Annotated in this window: 14 protein-coding genes, 1 tRNA gene and 2 pseudogenes; 12 read left to right on the top strand and 5 right to left on the bottom strand. The window is 44.5% G+C overall.

What is annotated here, in order from left to right; all coding sequences use genetic code 11:
• Window positions 1–183: 183 nt before the first annotated feature.
• Window positions 184–2,253, bottom strand: a complete 2,070-nt coding sequence (mutL, locus tag BP621_RS03785; protein WP_292388037.1) for a DNA mismatch repair endonuclease MutL — start codon at window positions 2,251–2,253, stop codon at window positions 184–186.
• A 113-nt stretch (window positions 2,254–2,366) separates the two neighbouring features.
• Window positions 2,367–5,069 (bottom strand): DNA mismatch repair protein MutS, encoded by a 2,703-nt coding sequence (gene mutS / locus BP621_RS03780; RefSeq protein WP_292388036.1) that lies wholly within the window; start codon window positions 5,067–5,069, stop codon window positions 2,367–2,369.
• Window positions 5,070–5,307: 238 nt separating this feature from the next.
• Here mutS and BP621_RS03775 point away from each other — a divergent pair, with 238 nt between their 5' ends.
• Window positions 5,308–5,508: a hypothetical protein gene (locus BP621_RS03775; RefSeq protein WP_292388035.1), complete on the top strand. Its 201-nt coding sequence runs from the start codon at window positions 5,308–5,310 to the stop codon at window positions 5,506–5,508.
• A 212-nt stretch (window positions 5,509–5,720) separates the two neighbouring features.
• Here the strand turns inward: BP621_RS03775 and BP621_RS03770 are convergent, their stop codons facing one another.
• The 3 genes from BP621_RS03770 to BP621_RS03760 form a co-directional block, all read right to left on the bottom strand.
• Complete coding sequence (locus BP621_RS03770; protein ID WP_292388034.1) at window positions 5,721–7,019, bottom strand: erythromycin esterase family protein; 1,299 nt, start codon at window positions 7,017–7,019, stop codon at window positions 5,721–5,723.
• Window positions 7,020–7,251: 232 nt separating this feature from the next.
• A tRNA-Pro gene (locus BP621_RS03765) sits at window positions 7,252–7,329 on the bottom strand.
• 197 nt (window positions 7,330–7,526) lie between these two features.
• Complete coding sequence (locus tag BP621_RS03760; RefSeq protein ID WP_292388060.1) at window positions 7,527–8,039, bottom strand: CDP-alcohol phosphatidyltransferase family protein; 513 nt, start codon at window positions 8,037–8,039, stop codon at window positions 7,527–7,529.
• Here BP621_RS03760 and BP621_RS03755 point away from each other — a divergent pair.
• The 11 genes and pseudogenes from BP621_RS03755 to mtbB all read left to right on the top strand — a co-directional run.
• Window positions 8,008–8,214 carry a hypothetical protein gene (locus BP621_RS03755; protein WP_292388033.1) on the top strand — a complete coding sequence of 69 codons (207 nt, stop codon included), beginning with the start codon at window positions 8,008–8,010 and terminating at the stop codon, window positions 8,212–8,214. The two genes, BP621_RS03760 and BP621_RS03755, sit on opposite strands and share 32 nt — an antisense overlap.
• A 488-nt stretch (window positions 8,215–8,702) precedes the next feature.
• The gene (locus BP621_RS03750; protein WP_292388032.1) at window positions 8,703–9,851 is read left to right on the top strand and encodes a (Fe-S)-binding protein; all 1,149 of its coding nucleotides are present in this window, start codon (window positions 8,703–8,705) and stop codon (window positions 9,849–9,851) included.
• Window positions 9,852–10,142: 291 nt separating this feature from the next.
• Window positions 10,143–10,334, top strand: coding sequence for a hypothetical protein (locus tag BP621_RS17175; RefSeq protein ID WP_292388031.1), 192 nt, complete (start codon window positions 10,143–10,145; stop codon window positions 10,332–10,334).
• Between the two features lie 413 nt (window positions 10,335–10,747).
• Complete coding sequence (gene mtbC, locus BP621_RS03740; RefSeq protein ID WP_292388059.1) at window positions 10,748–11,389, top strand: dimethylamine corrinoid protein MtbC; 642 nt, start codon at window positions 10,748–10,750, stop codon at window positions 11,387–11,389.
• Window positions 11,337–12,902: pseudogene (gene mttB / locus BP621_RS03735) on the top strand ([trimethylamine--corrinoid protein] Co-methyltransferase). The gene mtbC and the pseudogene mttB overlap by 53 nt, the downstream one beginning before the upstream one ends.
• A gap of 28 nt (window positions 12,903–12,930) precedes the next feature.
• Complete coding sequence (locus tag BP621_RS03730; RefSeq protein ID WP_292388030.1) at window positions 12,931–13,584, top strand: methyltransferase cognate corrinoid protein; 654 nt, start codon at window positions 12,931–12,933, stop codon at window positions 13,582–13,584.
• A gap of 44 nt (window positions 13,585–13,628) precedes the next feature.
• On the top strand, window positions 13,629–13,856 hold the full coding sequence (locus tag BP621_RS03725) for a hypothetical protein (protein WP_292388029.1): 228 nt from the start codon (window positions 13,629–13,631) through the stop codon (window positions 13,854–13,856).
• Window positions 13,857–13,947: 91 nt separating this feature from the next.
• Complete coding sequence (locus BP621_RS03720; RefSeq protein WP_292388028.1) at window positions 13,948–15,009, top strand: DMT family transporter; 1,062 nt, start codon at window positions 13,948–13,950, stop codon at window positions 15,007–15,009.
• A gap of 1 nt (window position 15,010) precedes the next feature.
• Entirely contained in the window at window positions 15,011–15,307 is a 297-nt protein-coding gene (locus BP621_RS03715; protein ID WP_292388027.1) for a hypothetical protein, read from the top strand.
• 18 nt (window positions 15,308–15,325) lie between these two features.
• Window positions 15,326–15,475 (top strand): hypothetical protein, encoded by a 150-nt coding sequence (locus tag BP621_RS03710; RefSeq protein WP_292388026.1) that lies wholly within the window; start codon window positions 15,326–15,328, stop codon window positions 15,473–15,475.
• A gap of 60 nt (window positions 15,476–15,535) precedes the next feature.
• Window positions 15,536–16,833 (top strand): annotated as a pseudogene (gene mtbB, locus BP621_RS03705) ([dimethylamine--corrinoid protein] Co-methyltransferase); the annotation flags it as partial.

The raw sequence follows: 16,833 nt of genomic DNA, 5'->3' as shown, positions 1-16,833 counted from the left end.
CCAACTGCATTTTCTAACCGCGCTGAAACAAACCTCTCTTTGGAGTATATGCATTCTATTCTAAATGAACCGAGAAAAAGAGGGAAGGCATCATCCAACTTTATTCAAAAAATCTAGGAAAGATATACCTCCCAATAAAGAAATAAATAACTAAACTGCTATTTTTCCAGGTTACAGCCCTCTTTACTGGATTCTTGCAAACATGCGGTCCAGTTCTCCTTTCGTAAATGTGATAACAGTGGGCCTACCGTGAGGACAGGAGTAAGGATTTTCAGCCTTTTTAAGCTGTTCTATTAGCTCTTCCATCTGTCTGGGGCTGCAGGCAGCTCCCCCTTTAATCGCAGCCCTGCATGCGACGGTCTTGCAGACCTTTTCTGAAATTCCTGTGTCCTTTTTAACTTTTCCTGAAGCTAAAAGATCCGAAACTACATCATGGATAACCTCGGGATCCTCAAGCCTCCCGAAAACTTCAGGTACGAAAGTGACTACGTATGTATTGTCCCCAAATTCTGAAATCCCAAAACCGCAATTCTCCAGATAAGGAATATATTCTTCCATAAGCACTTTCTCTTTAGGGGTAAGGTCTATGGTTACAGGTGTGATCAGTTCCTGCACCCTTGACTTTTTCATTTTCAAAACCTGCTCGTAAAGAATTCTCTCATGAGCAGCATGCTGGTCGATAAGCACAAGGTCTTCTCCCCTTTCGGCAAGGATATACAGCTTAGAGACTTGCCCTATAACCCGCAGATTATCAAAAGGATCCATTTTCGATTTTTGTTTAGGTTTTTGACTCTTTTCTGCACTTATGCCCTCAAATTCTCCTTCTTCAAAGCCTGTTTTTTCAGTTTGATTCTCTTGAATACCTACTATTCTCTTTTTACTTTCTCCTTCATTCTCCCTTTCCTGCTCAAGTTTATTCTCCAGCTTTTTATCGCCTGAGATTTCCTGCGCTCCTCCTTCTGCAGTTAAATCCAGTAGGCGCTCGGAACGTTTTAGCCTCCTTTCGGTATCTTTTACCGGATAAACGTAAGTCTCAGCCTTATCTCTCAGAACCTTGCCATTTTCAGGAAAGCCAGCCTTCTCCAGAATTCCGGTGTTTTTTCCAGCCTCTTTCTGTCCAAAAGTTTCCGCAGCTTCGGAGACCTGCAATCTACCTGAAGATCCTGAAACCTCAAAGGTTTTCTGAAAAATTCGGTCTCTTTTATCCCGGATTTCAGGAGCCAGAGAATTTTCAGAGAGTACTTTTTCTATCGCAAGTGTGACCGCATCCCCAATCTCTTTCTCCCGGCTGAAACGCACCTCGGCTTTGCGGGGGTGTACATTGACGTCCACTTCCCCGGGATCAACAATAAGAGAGAGCACTGCCACAGGATAACGCTCTTTCGAAATTTTGGTATAATATCCGTCGCGAATAGCTTTATTGATGGCTCTTGAAGCTACAGGGCGGGTGTTTACGAACAGGAAAAGCTGGTCGCTTTCCCTTCGAGTGGTTTCGGGCTTTGAGATGTACCCCAGGATTTCAAAATCTTCGGTCCTGTATTCTAGTGGAAGCATTGAACGAGCTATGTCCGGCCCCAGAAGATTTACAATACTTTTGAAAGACTCGCTTGAACCCGCGTTTCTTATAACTGGCTTTCCTTCACTGAGCAGAGTAAACGAAATCTCCGGATTTGCCAAGGCAAGCTGCATTACCGTATCGGTAATATGGGCAAGTTCGGTACGGTCGCTTTTAAGGTATTTCTGCCTTGCCGGGATGTTGTAAAACAGGTCTTTTACATTCACAGATGTACCGGGAGCTGTGCCTGCATCCGAAGTTTCGAGAACTTTTCCCCCATGGATCATTATCCTGGTCCCCGTAATCTCTTCCGGAGGCCGGGTAAGAATTTCCACCTTTGCTACGGCTGTAATAGATGAAAGGGCTTCTCCCCTGAAACCCATCGTAGAAATAGTATTAAGATCTTCAATCCGCGTGAGCTTGCTTGTTGCATGCTTTTTGTATGCAAGCAGGGCATCCTCCCTGCCCATACCGCATCCATTGTCCCGGACAAGAATGGAACGTTTTCCGCCCTTTTCGATTTCAATTCGGATATCCGTAGCTCCTGCATCTATTGAATTGTCTATCAGCTCTTTTACTGCGGACGCAGGACGCTCAATTACCTCCCCAGCCGCAATTTTATTTATAGTATCTTTATCAAGGAGCCGGATTTTATTTCCCCTAGCTTTTTCCTTCTCTTCAATATGTTCTTTATCCATTTCTTTACTCCATCCGGACCAGAAAAATTTTCATTGGACATCCTTTAATTGACCCTTAATCGACCTTTAATCCAGCAATTAATTGACCCTTAATCAACCCATAGTCCAGCAACTTAATCTAGCAGCCTTTTCAGCTCATGGAGCTTATTCAGGGCTTCTATTGGTGTCATTTCTTCCACATTCAGTCTTCTCAGGGTGGCTTCTACAGGACTGGGCTTGTTTGCCTGTTTAGAACTTCCACTACTGTTCCCAGGGTCAAAAAGCATCATCTGGGTATAACGTGCTGTAGCTTTACCTTTCCTCTTTTTTCCGTTCTCGCTGTCTTCAGCTTCTTCAAGCACGTTTTCTTTTTCGAGTTCCGTGAGAATCTCATTTGCTCTCTCTATTACCTTTTCCGGGACGCCTGCGAGCCTTGCAACCTGGATCCCGTAACTCCTATCTGTTGCACCCGGTACGATTTTTCTCAGGAAGACTAGATCATGACCTTCTTCCTTTACTGCAATATGGTAGTTTTTGACCCTTTTTAATTTCTCTTCAAGGGCTGTTAGCTGGTGGTAATGAGTTGCAAACAGTGCTCTTACTCCCTCTTTTCCCCTGTTATGCAGGAATTCTACAACAGCTTTTGCAATGCTGTACCCATCATAGGTACTTGTTCCCCTGCCTATTTCATCAAGAAGCACAAGGCTTGTGGGACTTGCATTATTCAGAATATTTGCAAGTTCAACCATTTCTACCATAAAGGTGCTCTGCCCGCTTGCAAGGTCGTCAAATGCCCCTATTCTCGTAAAGACCTGGTCAATAACCCCTATTGAAGCATAGGATGCAGGGACAAAAGAACCTACCTGAGCCATAATAGCTATAAGCGCAGTCTGACGCATATAAGTGGACTTTCCTGCCATGTTCGGGCCTGTTACCAGCAAAAACTGGTTTTCCTTGCAGTCCATTTCGGTATCATTCGGGACAAAGCCACCATGTACGGTATTTTCAACTACCGGATGTCTTCCGTCTCGGATAAGGATCTTGCAGTCATCCGTAAGCTGGGGCCTGATATAATTGTTGTTTTCTGCTACCTCAGCCAGGTCTGCAAGGACATCAAGCGCGCCTATTCTTTCGGCAGTTTCCTGAAGCTCTCTTGAATGGGTTGAAAGTGTTTGCACAATTTCTGTAAAAATTTCATATTCAAGAGCTATAGCTTTTTCATTGGCTGTCAGGATAAGGCTCTCTTTTTCCTTAAGTTCAGGGGTAAAAAAGCGCTCAGCGTTTGCCATGGTTTGTTTGCGGATATAATCATCAGGCACTTGACCACTGTTGGCATTGGTTACCTCTATGTAATATCCAAAAACCTTATTATATCCCACTTTCAGGGACTTTATGCCGCTTCTTTCTCTTTCTTTCTGCTGAAAATTTGCAATCCACTGCCTGCTGTTACTTGCAATATCCTTGAGTTCATCAAGTTCTGCACTGTATCCCGACTTTATCATGCCTCCTTCCCTAACTGAAATGGGAGGCTCATCAACTATTGCTCGGTCTATCATTTCAGCCAGATTTTCAAGTTCAGAAAATGATGATAGCCCGACTGCAATCTCCTTTAAAAGTTCAGATTCAACGTTATCCAGAAGGGAATCCCGGACAGGAGACAGAGCTTCCATAGATTTTTTCAGGGCTACAAGGTCCCTTGCATTTGAGTTTCCATAGACTACCCTGCCTACGAGGCGTTCTATATCCCTGACCTCTGAAAGCCAGTTTCGGAGATCATAGCGGAGCAGAGTTTTTTCTGCCAGTTCTTCAACTGCATCGAGCCGAAGGTTGATTTTTTCTACGGAAAGCAGAGGTTTCAAAAGCCACTTTTTCAGGGTACGGCTTCCCATAGGCGTTTTTGTACAATTCAAAATGCGGTAAAGAGAATTTTCATCTCCTTCGTCTCGTACGTTTTTGACTATTTCAAGATTTCGCAGGGTTACGGAATCAAGGATCATAAATTCGGAATTTGAGTAGGTTCTCAGGGTATTGATATGGGTAAGCTCCCGCATCTGCGTAGTCTGTGCATATTCTAGGGCAGCCCAGGCCGAGTATACTGCAAAATCCAGATTCTCACAGCCCATACCTTCAAGGGTTGCGACCCTGAAATGGGTTTTCAACCTTTCTCCGGCTTCCTTTGCTCCTGAAATTTCGGGGGCAAACTCCTGCACAATGGTCTGGGTTTTTAGTCGGTCTGCAAGGTCGGGATTTCCATATAGGGATGGAGGCAGGATGCATTCTGAAGGCCGCATGCGGGCAAACTCACTTAGAAGCTTTTCAAAATTTTCTGAGTCCCTAAATTGCGTTGTAAGGAATTCTCCTGTGGAAATATCGAGAAAGGATACTCCAACTTCGATTTCCTTTCCGGGGTTCTTTCCGGACTTTCCTATTTCCCGCCCAGCAACTGCCATGAGGTAATTGTTTGAGGCATCTGAAAACATGGAAGAATCAATTGCCGTGCCAGGCGTGACCACCCTGACAACCCCTCGCTTTACAATTCCCTTTGCCTTTTTCGGATCCTCAAGCTGTTCGCAAATTGCTACTTTATACCCTTTATTTATGAGCCTCGGCAGATAGGTGTCAATTGCATGGTAGGGTATTCCTGCAAGCGGCATCTTTTCTCCTGATTTATCTTTACCACGGGCTGTAAGCGTGATTTCGAGTTCTTTTGCAATAGTTTTTGCGTCTTCTCCAAAGGATTCGTAGAAGTCTCCCATGCGGAAGAAGATCAGGGTGTCAGGATATGCCTGCTTGGCTTCGTAGTACTGGCGCATTGCAGGGGTCATCATTTCAGTCATTTTTCACTCACTGTAGGCCTTGAATCATTCTGTTTAAAATTGGGATTTTTATTGGGAATTCCGAGTTTCTCAGGATTCCTCAGATACTGGGTAATGTCTGGATCAGAATTCCCTAAACACTGGCTAATACCTTTAGATATTGATTAGTAGATATGATATCTTTATTAAAATCATCCTTCTTATATATATTTAACAATTCTATATTGAAAGCCATTTTGAAGGAGGAATTGCTCTGGATATGGAAAAGCTCATTGAAGTTTGCCCTGTCTGCGGAAGCGCAGATTTATATTATGAAGTTGGCGGGTATGCAGGTTCGGTTTACCACTGCAAGGAATGCGGGTATGTAGGAGCTTTTGTCATTGAAGCTAATGAGGAAATGATTGAGAAAATCCGAGAGAAGTATGAGCGTGAAAGAGTGGACGAAAGTGAGCAAAAATGAATAAAGTGAGAATAATGTGTAAAACTAAATAATTAATTTTATATATATTATTCACACTCATTTATATACTTCGAAAAGGAACATGCATCATGGCTGAAACATATAGAAAATTCTAAAATATCCTCACTTTTTTGAAAACATAACTTTAGTAACTGTAATCCTGATAATTAGAAACTCACACTTCCTAGTTGGGTATCCTATCTACGCTGCCTTTACAGTGGAGGTCCACCACGAGAGTATGCCGTTGAATCCAGGACAGCCAGCCAGTCAAAGTCAGTGAAGCTTTGGGAAGTTAATGCGAAGTAGGTCGGGTTTCTTATACTGCCGGAGCGAGTTGGAAGTGAGGTGATTTCCGAGGTTGGAAGCCCTTTACCTCTGTGAGTTGGAATGAATCTCGCTTGTCCCGGCACAGCAGTCAGCCGTGCCTCAAGAGTTCCGGCTTCGGGTTGCCCAATGCCATTGAAATCAGAGACACCCACAGCCGAACCTATTACGCTGTAACATGGGCCAAGCGTCTCATTAAGTTGCGCTCCCGCTGGCCACCAGACGAGTAGATCAGCGCCCAGTTGCCATTGCGCTTTTCCAAGTTGAAGGTGGCTGTTATGAGCGAAGGCCAGGACTTTCCCTCGACCACGCTCACGGGACACAATGTACGCCAGATTATCTGCCATTACCAGGTCACGAATGCCGAGTCCTTCAACAATCCTTTCATCCGGTTTTGCAGAAGTTCGCGCCAGCGCCGCATGGTAGTTCAGCAACTGCTTGGAGATCGTTGCGTATTGCACGGCCTCCATATAGTGGCTCTCATCACTCTTAGCCACCAATTCTGGACGGCGTAAGCGTAGTTCCATAATGAGATCCTCAACTTCAATCCGAAGTGCTTCTGCAGCCGGTGACAGGCCTATTGACTTCGTCGGATCCATCATTGCAGCGGGGTTCTCCCAATCGGAGTCCTGACCCAGAAGTGAGTCAATGCGTTCACGATGTTCTTGGCCGCTGACACTATCAATTGAGCAGAGGTAATCGAGAGCAAAATAAAGGACTTGACGTGGGCTATCGCTGGAGGTCATTTCGGTCGGACTATCAAAGCCGTAAAAATTAACTTTGACGCGATGGGAAGGATTGGCATTGTAGCATCGCATCCATTCTATGAGTTCTCGATTTGCGTCGAGCCGGCCAAAGCCATGACTAAACCCGATGTTCTGCACATCTTCATACGATGTTGATCCGCAACCGGCTATGTAATCATTCACCACATGAGCCCTAGGAAAACTGCTCTCGATAGCAATGGCTCTGTAGCCATGCACTTCCACCAGGCGCTGAAAGAGCCGGTTGCGGAGTATAAGGATGTCCTCGGCGCCGTGGAGTGCTTCTCCAAAACCAAGTAACTCCACCGAGGCGTCAAGTGAGGCAATGATCCTGTCAATGGAGGCATTGAGAGTCTCGGACAAATCGATGGAGAACGGAATCACTTCGTGTTGAATCCAGTTATCGAGTGTAGCATGCATCATGGTAGTAGGGGTACCTCCTGAATTTATTTGAGCCTCGCTGCATTGCTTTCATCAGATTTTTCTCTATACATTTTGTCCTTATTTTTTGCAATTCCTAGATAGGGTGTGGTCATAAATTCCATAAAAGATAGAAGTATCTTGAAAAATTAACTTAGAATTGAAACGCTGATAAGCCGGAAATAACGTACACTAATGTGTAAAAATGTATCAAAAAAGTATATAAATAAAATTTTGGTGGGGCCGCTGAGATTTGGACTCAGGTCGCAAGACCCCCAGTCTTGCAGGATGGACCAGGCTACCCTACGGCCCCGCAGAGCAGGTTGTACTTTCTCAATGGCAAATCTCTTTCTTTGTTTGCCATCGTCAACTATTGTAATCAAATATGTAGTATAAATGAGTATCGGTAGAAGAAAGTCAGGATATTTTTTTTATTGTATCTGAAATTGTGATCTGTACTAAGAGATACCATATCATTCTTACCTGGCGTTTTTAGCAGGATCTTACCGGTCACGGTTTTTGAAAATCTGCTTCTGAAGGCTTACTCAATATGCTTTTTGCCCGAAGGACTCGCTGGATAATGGTAATATGGGAAAATACGGCTACAAGTACCAGAGCCCAGCCTAGAAAACCTGAAATTCCTCCCAGAGCCAGGAGAATCATTCTTTCCGTACGCTCGGCAATTCCGACTGACAGTTTCTGACAACCTGCAGATTCCGCACGGGCGCGAGTGTAACTTACCAGGAAGGAGCCTATCAGGGCAAAGCCTGCCCAGAGCCAGCCTTCGATTTGCACAATCGGGGAAAGGACAAGTCTGCCATTAACCGCACCTGCTATTATTCCCAGAAACATCAGGCCGTCGGAGTATCGGTCACAAACCGAATCAAGCAAGCCTCCAAAAGGTGTAATCCGGCCTTTTGCCCTCGCGACTCCTCCATCAAGAATATCAAAAATCCCGCTAAAAAGAATAAGGAGACCACCCGAAAAAGGTTTGCCCAGCGCAAATGCTGCCCCTGCAGCGATGCTTACGGCAAAACCCAGTAACGTGAGGGTATTCGGAGATAAGGGAATTAGGCGGGCAATAGGAAATATCAGTTTTCTTGCACTGTTTTTGAGTTCGTTGAAGATTTTTAACCCCTTCCTTTTACTGGCTGCGTGTATAGCTACATATATAGATGATAGTATGGTTGAACATTAGCTTATCTTTTTGGGAAAAAACCTGTCCACACTTCTAATCTGCCATTAAGGGCTTTCTGAAGTTCCGAGATGATTCTCCAGACAGAATGTAGATAGGGATAATAAAAGAGTTTCTGTCAAAAAGAGAATTTTTAACGATTTCCTGGCGATTTTTAAGGATTTTCAGTTATTTACTGACTTTTTAGTGGTTTTGAAGTGATTTTTATGACATCTAAGCGGTCTGTGGGTGATTCTCATGATTTTTAAGCGGCTTTTAAGTGGTCTCTTATTAAGAAAGAACTTATAAGGTTTCTTATCAAGAAAGAACTTATAAGGTTTCATATTAAGGAGGAACTTTTAAGTTTCCTGTCAAAAAGGAAGTTTAATGCTATCTATTAAAGATACCTTTTAAAATACCTGATAAAAAATACCTGATATAAAACTTGATAAAAAAATACCTGATAAAGAGAGAATTAATCACACGAATTTAATATTATACGGAGTTGAAAAATGGAACTAGTAGAAAAGCACAGGTCAAGATGTATAGAATGCGGACAGTGTTTTGATGTCTGCCCTCGCTACAATGACTTGGATTTGCTTGACCGGTTGTACGGATATCTGGAAGGAAATTCGGATATTGATACCAGCTCTTTACTGCGTTGCCTTACCTGTGGGCTCTGCAAGGATGCCTGTCCCGAGGGGCTAGGAATTAAAATGCTTATTTCTTCTGCCAGGCAGAAGTGGACCCGTGAACACGGACTTACCGACAGGCAGACAATGATAGACCCTGAAGCTGAGAACAACCTTTTTAAGAAGATTGCCGAGCTGGATGAAACTCCTGTGTATAAAGAAAGTTCAGGCTCAGTAATATATTTTCCTGGCTGTGCAGGCACGTATATCAACAAAATTATGGCACAAGCTGCGGTTTCACTGCTGGATAAAGCCGCAGTCGATTACACTGTACTGAGCGGGGTAGAATACTGCTGCGGAGCCGTATCTGCTGGCGCAGGAGATTCGGGACCTATCTGCAGGAACGGACAGCGGAATATTGAAGAAATCCGGAAAAGAGGGGCTAAAACTCTTATTACGGCCTGCCCGGGCTGCTTCAAGGCATTTAAAGATATCTACCCGAGAATGTTTGGAAAACTTGATTTTCAGGTGCTTCACGTTTCCCAGTACCTTGAATTTCTTATTAGGGAAGGAAAACTCGCTCCCGAGGCTGTTCTCAAGCATAACGTCTTTTATCATGACCCCTGCCATCTGACCAGGGCAATGGGAGTATATCAAGAAGCAAGAGATGTGCTTGAGCACATTCCTGGGACTGAACTTGCCAACAAAACCCCGGTAAATTCGGCCTGCTGCGGCTTTGGAGGCGGTGTAAGAGTCAATTATCCATCTGAGTCCCTTGATGTCGCTTCAGATCGCTACATAGCTGCCGAAAAACTGGGCTGTGATATAATTATCACGAACTGCGGGGGCTGCATGCAGAATCTTATTGAAGCCGGACAGGATGAAAAAATAAAAGTTTTTGACCTTGCAGAATACCTTTCCCTCGCCTGCGGAATAAAAATCGAGAGGGAAGATTCCAGAATGCTGGAACTCGTCAACAGAGCTTACAGGCTTTGCATTTCAGGGTACGGGAAATCCGAAGGCATATAATTGGACCTCCCAATCCACATTCTCCAACTGCACCCTTGAAATCAAACTCTTCTACATTACAGTTTGGAGTGACAATGCGCTGGGAAGTTTTTCCTGTAATTTATTTCAGCTTTGCAATTTAAAGAGGATTATTTATTGATTCTTTTCCGAAGCCCGCAAATAAAGTCATAATGAAACAGAATTTCATAGATGAAAAGATATAAATATCATTACCTAGTACAACGGTTGCCGACTTCCTGATTTGGAGGGGCAAACGAAATCAAGGTAAAAAGATGAGACAGATAGCGATCTATGGAAAAGGGTATTGGAAAAAACACTATCATGCAAAATCTAACTGCTGCCCTTTCGACCATGGGCAACAAAATTTTGCTTGTGAGATGCGATCTGAAAGCAGATTCCACCAGAATGCTACCTGGAGGTCTGAACTATAAAAAACTTTATAAAAATCCATTTTTACTATTTAATATTTATATTTTTTGTTAATTGACTTTTATTTTCTTCCTCAATATACAAATAAAACTTGAAAAAACAAAAACTATAAATACTACCCCTAAATTCATTACAGAATTTTTAGAAAAATATATATATGTGAAAAATCAACAAAGTATTGGAGACATCTGAATGATGAGTAATCAGACGGGATTAAAATGGCACGAAAAACACTCCCTCTGCTAAAACACTCATGAACCCCAGTCAGCGTAATCATGAATTCTTCATGGTTTTATTGTCTCGCTTGAGGTGATCATGGTTTCCCACCCATGATGATCGTGAGTTTCTTCCTGTACATTATTGCTTCCCCCAGAAGCATGAGCTTACAGCTCGAAAGTTCACGTATAATCGTGAAAATTACAGGAGAGACGTCTCTATAGTTCAAAAACTAAAACGGAGGATGCAACATTAGCAAAGAAGAATTGCTTCAGGAACTTGCAGATGCTATAATTTCCTGCAAGAAGGATACAGTACTCGCTGTAGTTGAAAAAGCTAAAGGAGAACTGGAGCCTTCCGAAATAATTGAAAAAGGACTTGCAGCAGGCATGAATGAGGTTGGTGTCCGTTTCGAGAGAGGAAAACTGTTTCTTCCACATGTGATGATGGCTGCCGATGCGATGGCTGCAGGAGTTGCAGCTCTTAAGGATCTTATGCCTGAAGGAGCTTCCGGCTCAAAGCTCGGTGTTATTGTGAACGGTACCGTAGAAGGCGACGTCCATGATATTGGAAAGGCAATCGTGTCCACAATGCTCCAATCTGCTGGTTTTGAAGTCTACGACATTGGCCGTGATGTTCCAATCAGGAACTTTATTGAGAAGGCAAAGGAAGTCAATGCTGATATGATTGGAATTTCCGCCCTTATGACTACAACTCTCCAGGGACAGAAAGGTGTAATTGAGCTCCTCAAAGAAGAAGGACTCAGGGACAGAGTAAAAGTCATGGTAGGCGGAGCCCCTGCGACCCAGGCCTGGGCTGACAAGATAGGTGCAGACTGCTATGCCGAAAATGCAAGCGAGGCTGTCGCAAAAGCAAAAGAGTTGCTGGCTTAATCACTCTTATTCGGAGGTTATAAAAATGGCAAAAAATAATGCACTTGCTGGATTTAATACACTTAATGGCGTAGAATTAAACCTTTTTACTACTGATGAACTTAAGGCGATTCATTATGCAACCATGGAAGTTCTGATGGACCCAGGTATTCAGGTTTCTGATCCTGAGGCAAGGCAGGTCTTCAAGGAAAATGGCTGTGAAGTTAATGAAGAAACCAAAGTTGTAAAGATCCCTGAATATGTTGTAAGAAAAGCTCTTCAGCTCGCACCCTCTAGATTTGTCCTCTGGGGCCGTGACAAAAAGTTTAACACCGTCCAGGAATGCGGCGGTAAAGTCCACTGGACCTGCTTCGGTACCGGTGTGAAGGTCTGCAAGTACCAGGACGGTAAATATGTAACCGTCGATTCTGTCGAACAGGATATTGCAGATATCGCAAAACTCTGTGACTGGGCTGAAAATATCGACTACTTCTCTCTCCCTGTTTCCGCAAGGAACATTGCAGGTCAGGGTGCACAGGATGTCCACGAGACCCTTACTCCACTTGCAAACACCTCAAAACACTACCACCACATTGACCCTGTAGGCGAAAACGTCGAGTACTACTGGGACATCGTAAAGGCCTACTACGGAGGAGATGAAGAAGAAGCCAGAAAGAAACCAATCTTCTCCATGCTCGTCTGTCCAACCAGCCCACTTGAACTCAGTGTAAATGCCTGCCAGGTCATCATGAAGGGTGCCCGCTTTGGAATACCTGTAAATGTTCTGAGTATGGCAATGTCAGGTGGATCTTCTCCTGTTTACCTTGCAGGAACTCTTGTAACCCACAATGCCGAAGTCCTTTCTGGAATCGTCCTTGCCGAGTTGACAGCTCCTGGAGCTAAGGTCTGGTATGGAAGTTCCACAACTACCTTCGACCTCAAGAAAGGTACAGCACCTGTCGGATCTCCTGAGCTCGGTCTTATCAGTGCTGCAGTCGCAAAGCTTGCCCAGTTCTACGGCCTTCCCTCCTATGTGGCAGGTTCCTAGTCTGATTCCAAGGTTCCGGACAGCCAGGCAGGCCACGAAAAAACTATAACAACCCTCCTGCCTGCTCTAGCTGGTGCCAACACCATATACGGAGCCGGAATGCTTGAGCTCGGGATGACATTCTCATTGGAACAGCTTGTTATTGACAATGATATCTTCAGTATGGTTAAGAAAGCCATGCAGGGAATTCCTGTCTCAGAAGAAACCCTTGCAGTTGAATCTATCCAGAAAGTAGGCATCGGAAATAATTTCCTGGCCCTTAAACAGACCAGGCAGCTTGTGGATTACCCATCCAGCCCAATGCTCATTGACAGGCGCATGTTCGGAGACTGGGCAGCAGCTGGCTCAAAGGATCTTGCAGCAGTCGCACACGATAAAGTAGTGGATGTTCTTAAAAACCACGAGGTAACCCCAATCGATGCAGACATTCTCAAGGACATGCAGGCAATTGTGGACAAGGCTGACAAAGCCTTCAGAGGCATGTAATTAAAATAGATATTCAGGAGATCTAAAAATGGCAAACAAAGAAGAAATCATTGCAAAAGCAAAAGAAGCGATCACTGATTTTGACGACGAACTTGCAGAAGAAGTCGCAAATGAAGCACTTGTCGCAGGAGTTGACCCTGTAGAGCTTATTGAAAAAGGCTTTACCGCAGGCATGGAAGAAGTAGGAGAAAAATTCGGTCAGGGTGAACTTTTCCTGCCCCATGTACTTGCAGCTGCCGAGGCAATGAATGCTGGTATAAAAGTTATCACCCCGGAAATGGAAAAGCGCAAGTCTCAGATCAAGAGTCTCGGGACCGTTGCTATCGGAACCATTGAAGGCGACATCCACTCTATCGGAAAAGACATTGTAGCTTCCATGCTTAATATTGCAGGTTTTAAAGTAGTTGACCTTGGAAGAGATGTCCCAATTAAGACTTTTGTAGAAAAAGTGAAGGAACTCAAACCCCAGATTATCGCATCCTCCGCACTTATGACAACCACAATGGTCAACCAGATCCAGATTGAGGAACAGCTGAAAGAAGCAGGTGTCCGCGACCAGGTAAAGACCATGGTTGGTGGCGCTCCTGTTACCCAGGACTGGGCAGACAAGATCGGCGCAGATATCTATGGTGAAACCGCCAATGACGCAGTTGCCAAGATAAAAGCCACTCTGAGCGTCTGATAAAGCAGCCATAGCAAACGGTTAAAACTGCAGAAAATGTACGCTTGAATACATTTTCTGCAACACTCTATTTTGTGCATTTTTGTGAGACTGTAGCTCAGGATATGGCTGGAACAGTTCTTGCAGATCATATCGCTCAAGGGAATATTACAAAAACGGCTAAAAAGATTGTAAAAATGGTAAGTTGGCTGCAATTTCAAAAGCAGCTAAAAATAGCAGTTAAAAAGAAGTTTGAATCTAAACGAAATTTGAAAAATATTCCCGAGATATGAAACTCACAAAAGGAGCTTTTGGGCTGCACTTTCAGGCTGTGGAGAAGGACTGGAGATTATGTCCTGAGGGAACTCCACAGCGTTCTGAAAAATGGAGGGAGTTTTCGTGGATTTGAAAGCTTTAAAAAAACAGGAAAGTAAAAGAAAAATCAGTAAAGGGTACATGTGGGCCTTTTTCTGTGCTATATTCTGGGGAATCTGGTATTTGCCAGGAACCGTTGTTTGGGTTCTTAACCCGTTTGATGAAATGAGTAGTGCTATTGCTAAAACAAGTGGAGACGGCATATCTCTTGTTGTGACTGCCGTACTGATTACTGCCTTTAATGCATTAGCTGTCATGCTAGCACTTATGATCTGGAACGGAGTACTTGGAAAATACGGAGAACTCATAAGGACTCTTAAGGAATTCCACCCCTGCTCCAAGTGGTTCTTCCTTGCTTCTATCTTCGGTGGTCCGATGGCGATTCTAGGCTCATTTATTGCTATGGGCTTTATCGGAGGGGCATTTTCAGCTGTTGCAGGTCTTCTTTACCCTGTGGTAGGTTCGATTCTTGCTTATTACTGGTATGGAGAAAAGATCTCAAAGAGGGCAGCAATCGGTATTGCAGTCATCGTTCTGGGAGGTATTTCCATTTATGGCGGTGGACTCCTGAATGAACTGTCTTCAGGTAACGTCCCCTGGATAGGATATCTCGGAGGTCTAATGGCTGCTGCCGGCTGGGGCATTGAAGGTGCAATTGCAGGCAAAGGGCTTGATATTGCAGAACCGGATGCCGGGTTGACTCTTCGCTTCCTTGGTGAGAATATTATTTGGTGGATCATCATTGTGCCAGTTCTTGCACTTGTAGGCTTTCCGATGTACTCGTTTGCACTTAAGGCGTTTGAACCTCTGACCTTATTGATACTGATCTTTGCAGGTATCACTTTTGGTTTCTGTTACGTTACATGGTACAAATCTTTCCCACTTATAGGAGTTGGGAGAGGTCAGGGAATCGGAAACCTCTATGGACTTTGTGCAATTATCTTCATTTTCCTATTCTTTGGAACTGCTCCGGATTGGACTATTATTATAGGCGGGGCTCTCTGTATCGCTGGGAGTTTCATTATGTTTACTGAAGACGCAAGTGAACTTGAAACTCTGAGAGGTGAGTGAAGTGAGCAAAAATCGTCCTATCAAGTTCAGAATCCTGGAACTTTTCCTGAACGGAAAGGAATCCTGGAACTATGAAATCGTTTCGAAGATCCAGGAAGAGTACGGCATGAAGAGCAATTTCCAGAGGGACAGCATTAACTTTGACATTATTGAGCTGGCGTCCGGAGGAATGCTGAAGGATGTGGAGCAGAAAGTTGACGACAACGGAATCTACAAAAAAGGCTTTCTACTACACAAGTACATGATAACGGACTTTGGCAGAGTTCGAAGCTCTGATGCCTGCCTCAGATCTGTTTGATTCAATGGAGGATAAAATATGACACAAACAGCAGCAGCTCTAGCAGCTTACAATGCATACTGGGCAAAATCCTTCATACCGGAAGCAAATATCCTGTGGATGGTTTTGATCCTTATTCTGGCGATAGTAGCACTCTGGCAAGCCAGAATCTTTGTTTCCAAATTCTGAACCCCCAGAATACAGTTTTCTATATCTGATTATTAAAGATAACAAGAAAGGAGGCTAAAAATGGCAACTGAATATGCTTTGAGGATGGGAGACGGTAAACGTGTCTTCCTTACCAAAGAAAAGATTGTATCTGAGATCGAAGCCGGGACTGCAAATGCTGCCGACCTTGGCGAGATCCCAACTCTTAGTGCCAATGAAATCGACAAACTTGCCGAGATCCTTATGATGCCCGGCAAAGCTGTGAGTGTTGAACAGGGTATGGAAATTCCTGTGACACACGACATCGGTACTATCCGTCTCGATGGTGACCAGGGTAACAGCGGTGTTGGTATTCCCTCAAGCCGGTTAGTTGGCTGCATGACTCACGAGCGTGCTTTTGGTGCCGACACTATGGAGCTTGGGCATATCGATTACAGTTTCAAGCCTGTCAAGCCTGTCGTATCAAACGAGTGCCAGGCAATGGAAGTCTGCCAGCAGAACATGGTTATTCCGCTGTTTTACGGCGCAATGCCCAACATGGGGCTGTATTATACCCCTGATGGCCCCTTTGAGAACCCCGGCGACCTTATGAAGGCTTTCAAGATTCAGGAAGCCTGGGAATCAATGGAACACGCTGCAGAACACCTCACCAGGGATACTGTCTGGGTCATGCAGAAGCTCTTTGCCTCTGGTGCCGACGGTGTTAACTTTGACACAACCGGCGCAGCAGGCGACGGGGACATGTACGGTACACTCCATGCAATCGAAGCTCTCAGAAAAGAATTCCCTGGAATGTACATTGAAGCAGGCATGGCTGGAGAATGCGTGCTTGGTATGCATGGAAACCTTCAGTATGACGGAGTAACCCTTGCAGGCCTCTGGCCTCACCAGCAGGCTCCTCTTGTTGCAAAGGCAGGAGCAAATGTTTTCGGGCCAGTATGCAACACCAACACCAGCAAGACCTCAGCCTGGAACCTTGCCCGTGCAGTTACTTTCATTAAGGCTGCAGTAGGAGCATCTCCAATTCCCTGTCACGTAAACATGGGCATGGGAGTTGGTGGAATCCCAATGCTTGAAACTCCTCCTATTGATGCAGTTACCAGAGCAAGCAAGGCAATGGTCGAAATTGCCGGCGTCGACGGCATATAGATCGGAGTCGGCGACCCTATGGGTATGCCGATTTCCCACATAATGGCTTCAGGTATGACTGGAATGAGGGCTGCAGGAGACCTTGTAGCTCGGATGGAGTTCTCGAAAAATATGCGCATAGGCGAGGCAAAAGAATACGTCGCAAAGAAACTTGGGGTCGATACCCTGTCCCTTACGGACGAGCATGTTATGCGCGAGTTGCGTGAGGAACTCAATATCGGTGTTATAAC

It is taken from the genome of Methanosarcina sp. UBA5, assembly GCF_002505485.1.
In the GTDB taxonomy this organism is placed as follows: domain Archaea; phylum Halobacteriota; class Methanosarcinia; order Methanosarcinales; family Methanosarcinaceae; genus Methanosarcina.
The sequence above is the reverse complement of the archived record's forward strand: the minus strand, read 5'-3'. Positions and strand labels throughout refer to the sequence as shown.

Coding starts and splice junctions, on each gene's coding strand:
- BP621_RS03710 (WP_292388026.1), top strand. CDS start 15,326: ATGACACAAACAGCAGCAGCTCTAGCAGCTTACAATGCATACTGGGCA.
- BP621_RS03770 (WP_292388034.1), bottom strand. CDS start 7,019: ATGATGCATGCTACACTCGATAACTGGATTCAACACGAAGTGATTCCG.
- BP621_RS03720 (WP_292388028.1), top strand. CDS start 13,948: ATGGAGGGAGTTTTCGTGGATTTGAAAGCTTTAAAAAAACAGGAAAGT.
- BP621_RS03775 (WP_292388035.1), top strand. CDS start 5,308: ATGGAAAAGCTCATTGAAGTTTGCCCTGTCTGCGGAAGCGCAGATTTA.
- mutS (WP_292388036.1), bottom strand. CDS start 5,069: ATGACTGAAATGATGACCCCTGCAATGCGCCAGTACTACGAAGCCAAG.
- mutL (WP_292388037.1), bottom strand. CDS start 2,253: ATGGATAAAGAACATATTGAAGAGAAGGAAAAAGCTAGGGGAAATAAA.
- BP621_RS03750 (WP_292388032.1), top strand. CDS start 8,703: ATGGAACTAGTAGAAAAGCACAGGTCAAGATGTATAGAATGCGGACAG.
- BP621_RS03730 (WP_292388030.1), top strand. CDS start 12,931: ATGGCAAACAAAGAAGAAATCATTGCAAAAGCAAAAGAAGCGATCACT.
- BP621_RS17175 (WP_292388031.1), top strand. CDS start 10,143: ATGGAAAAGGGTATTGGAAAAAACACTATCATGCAAAATCTAACTGCT.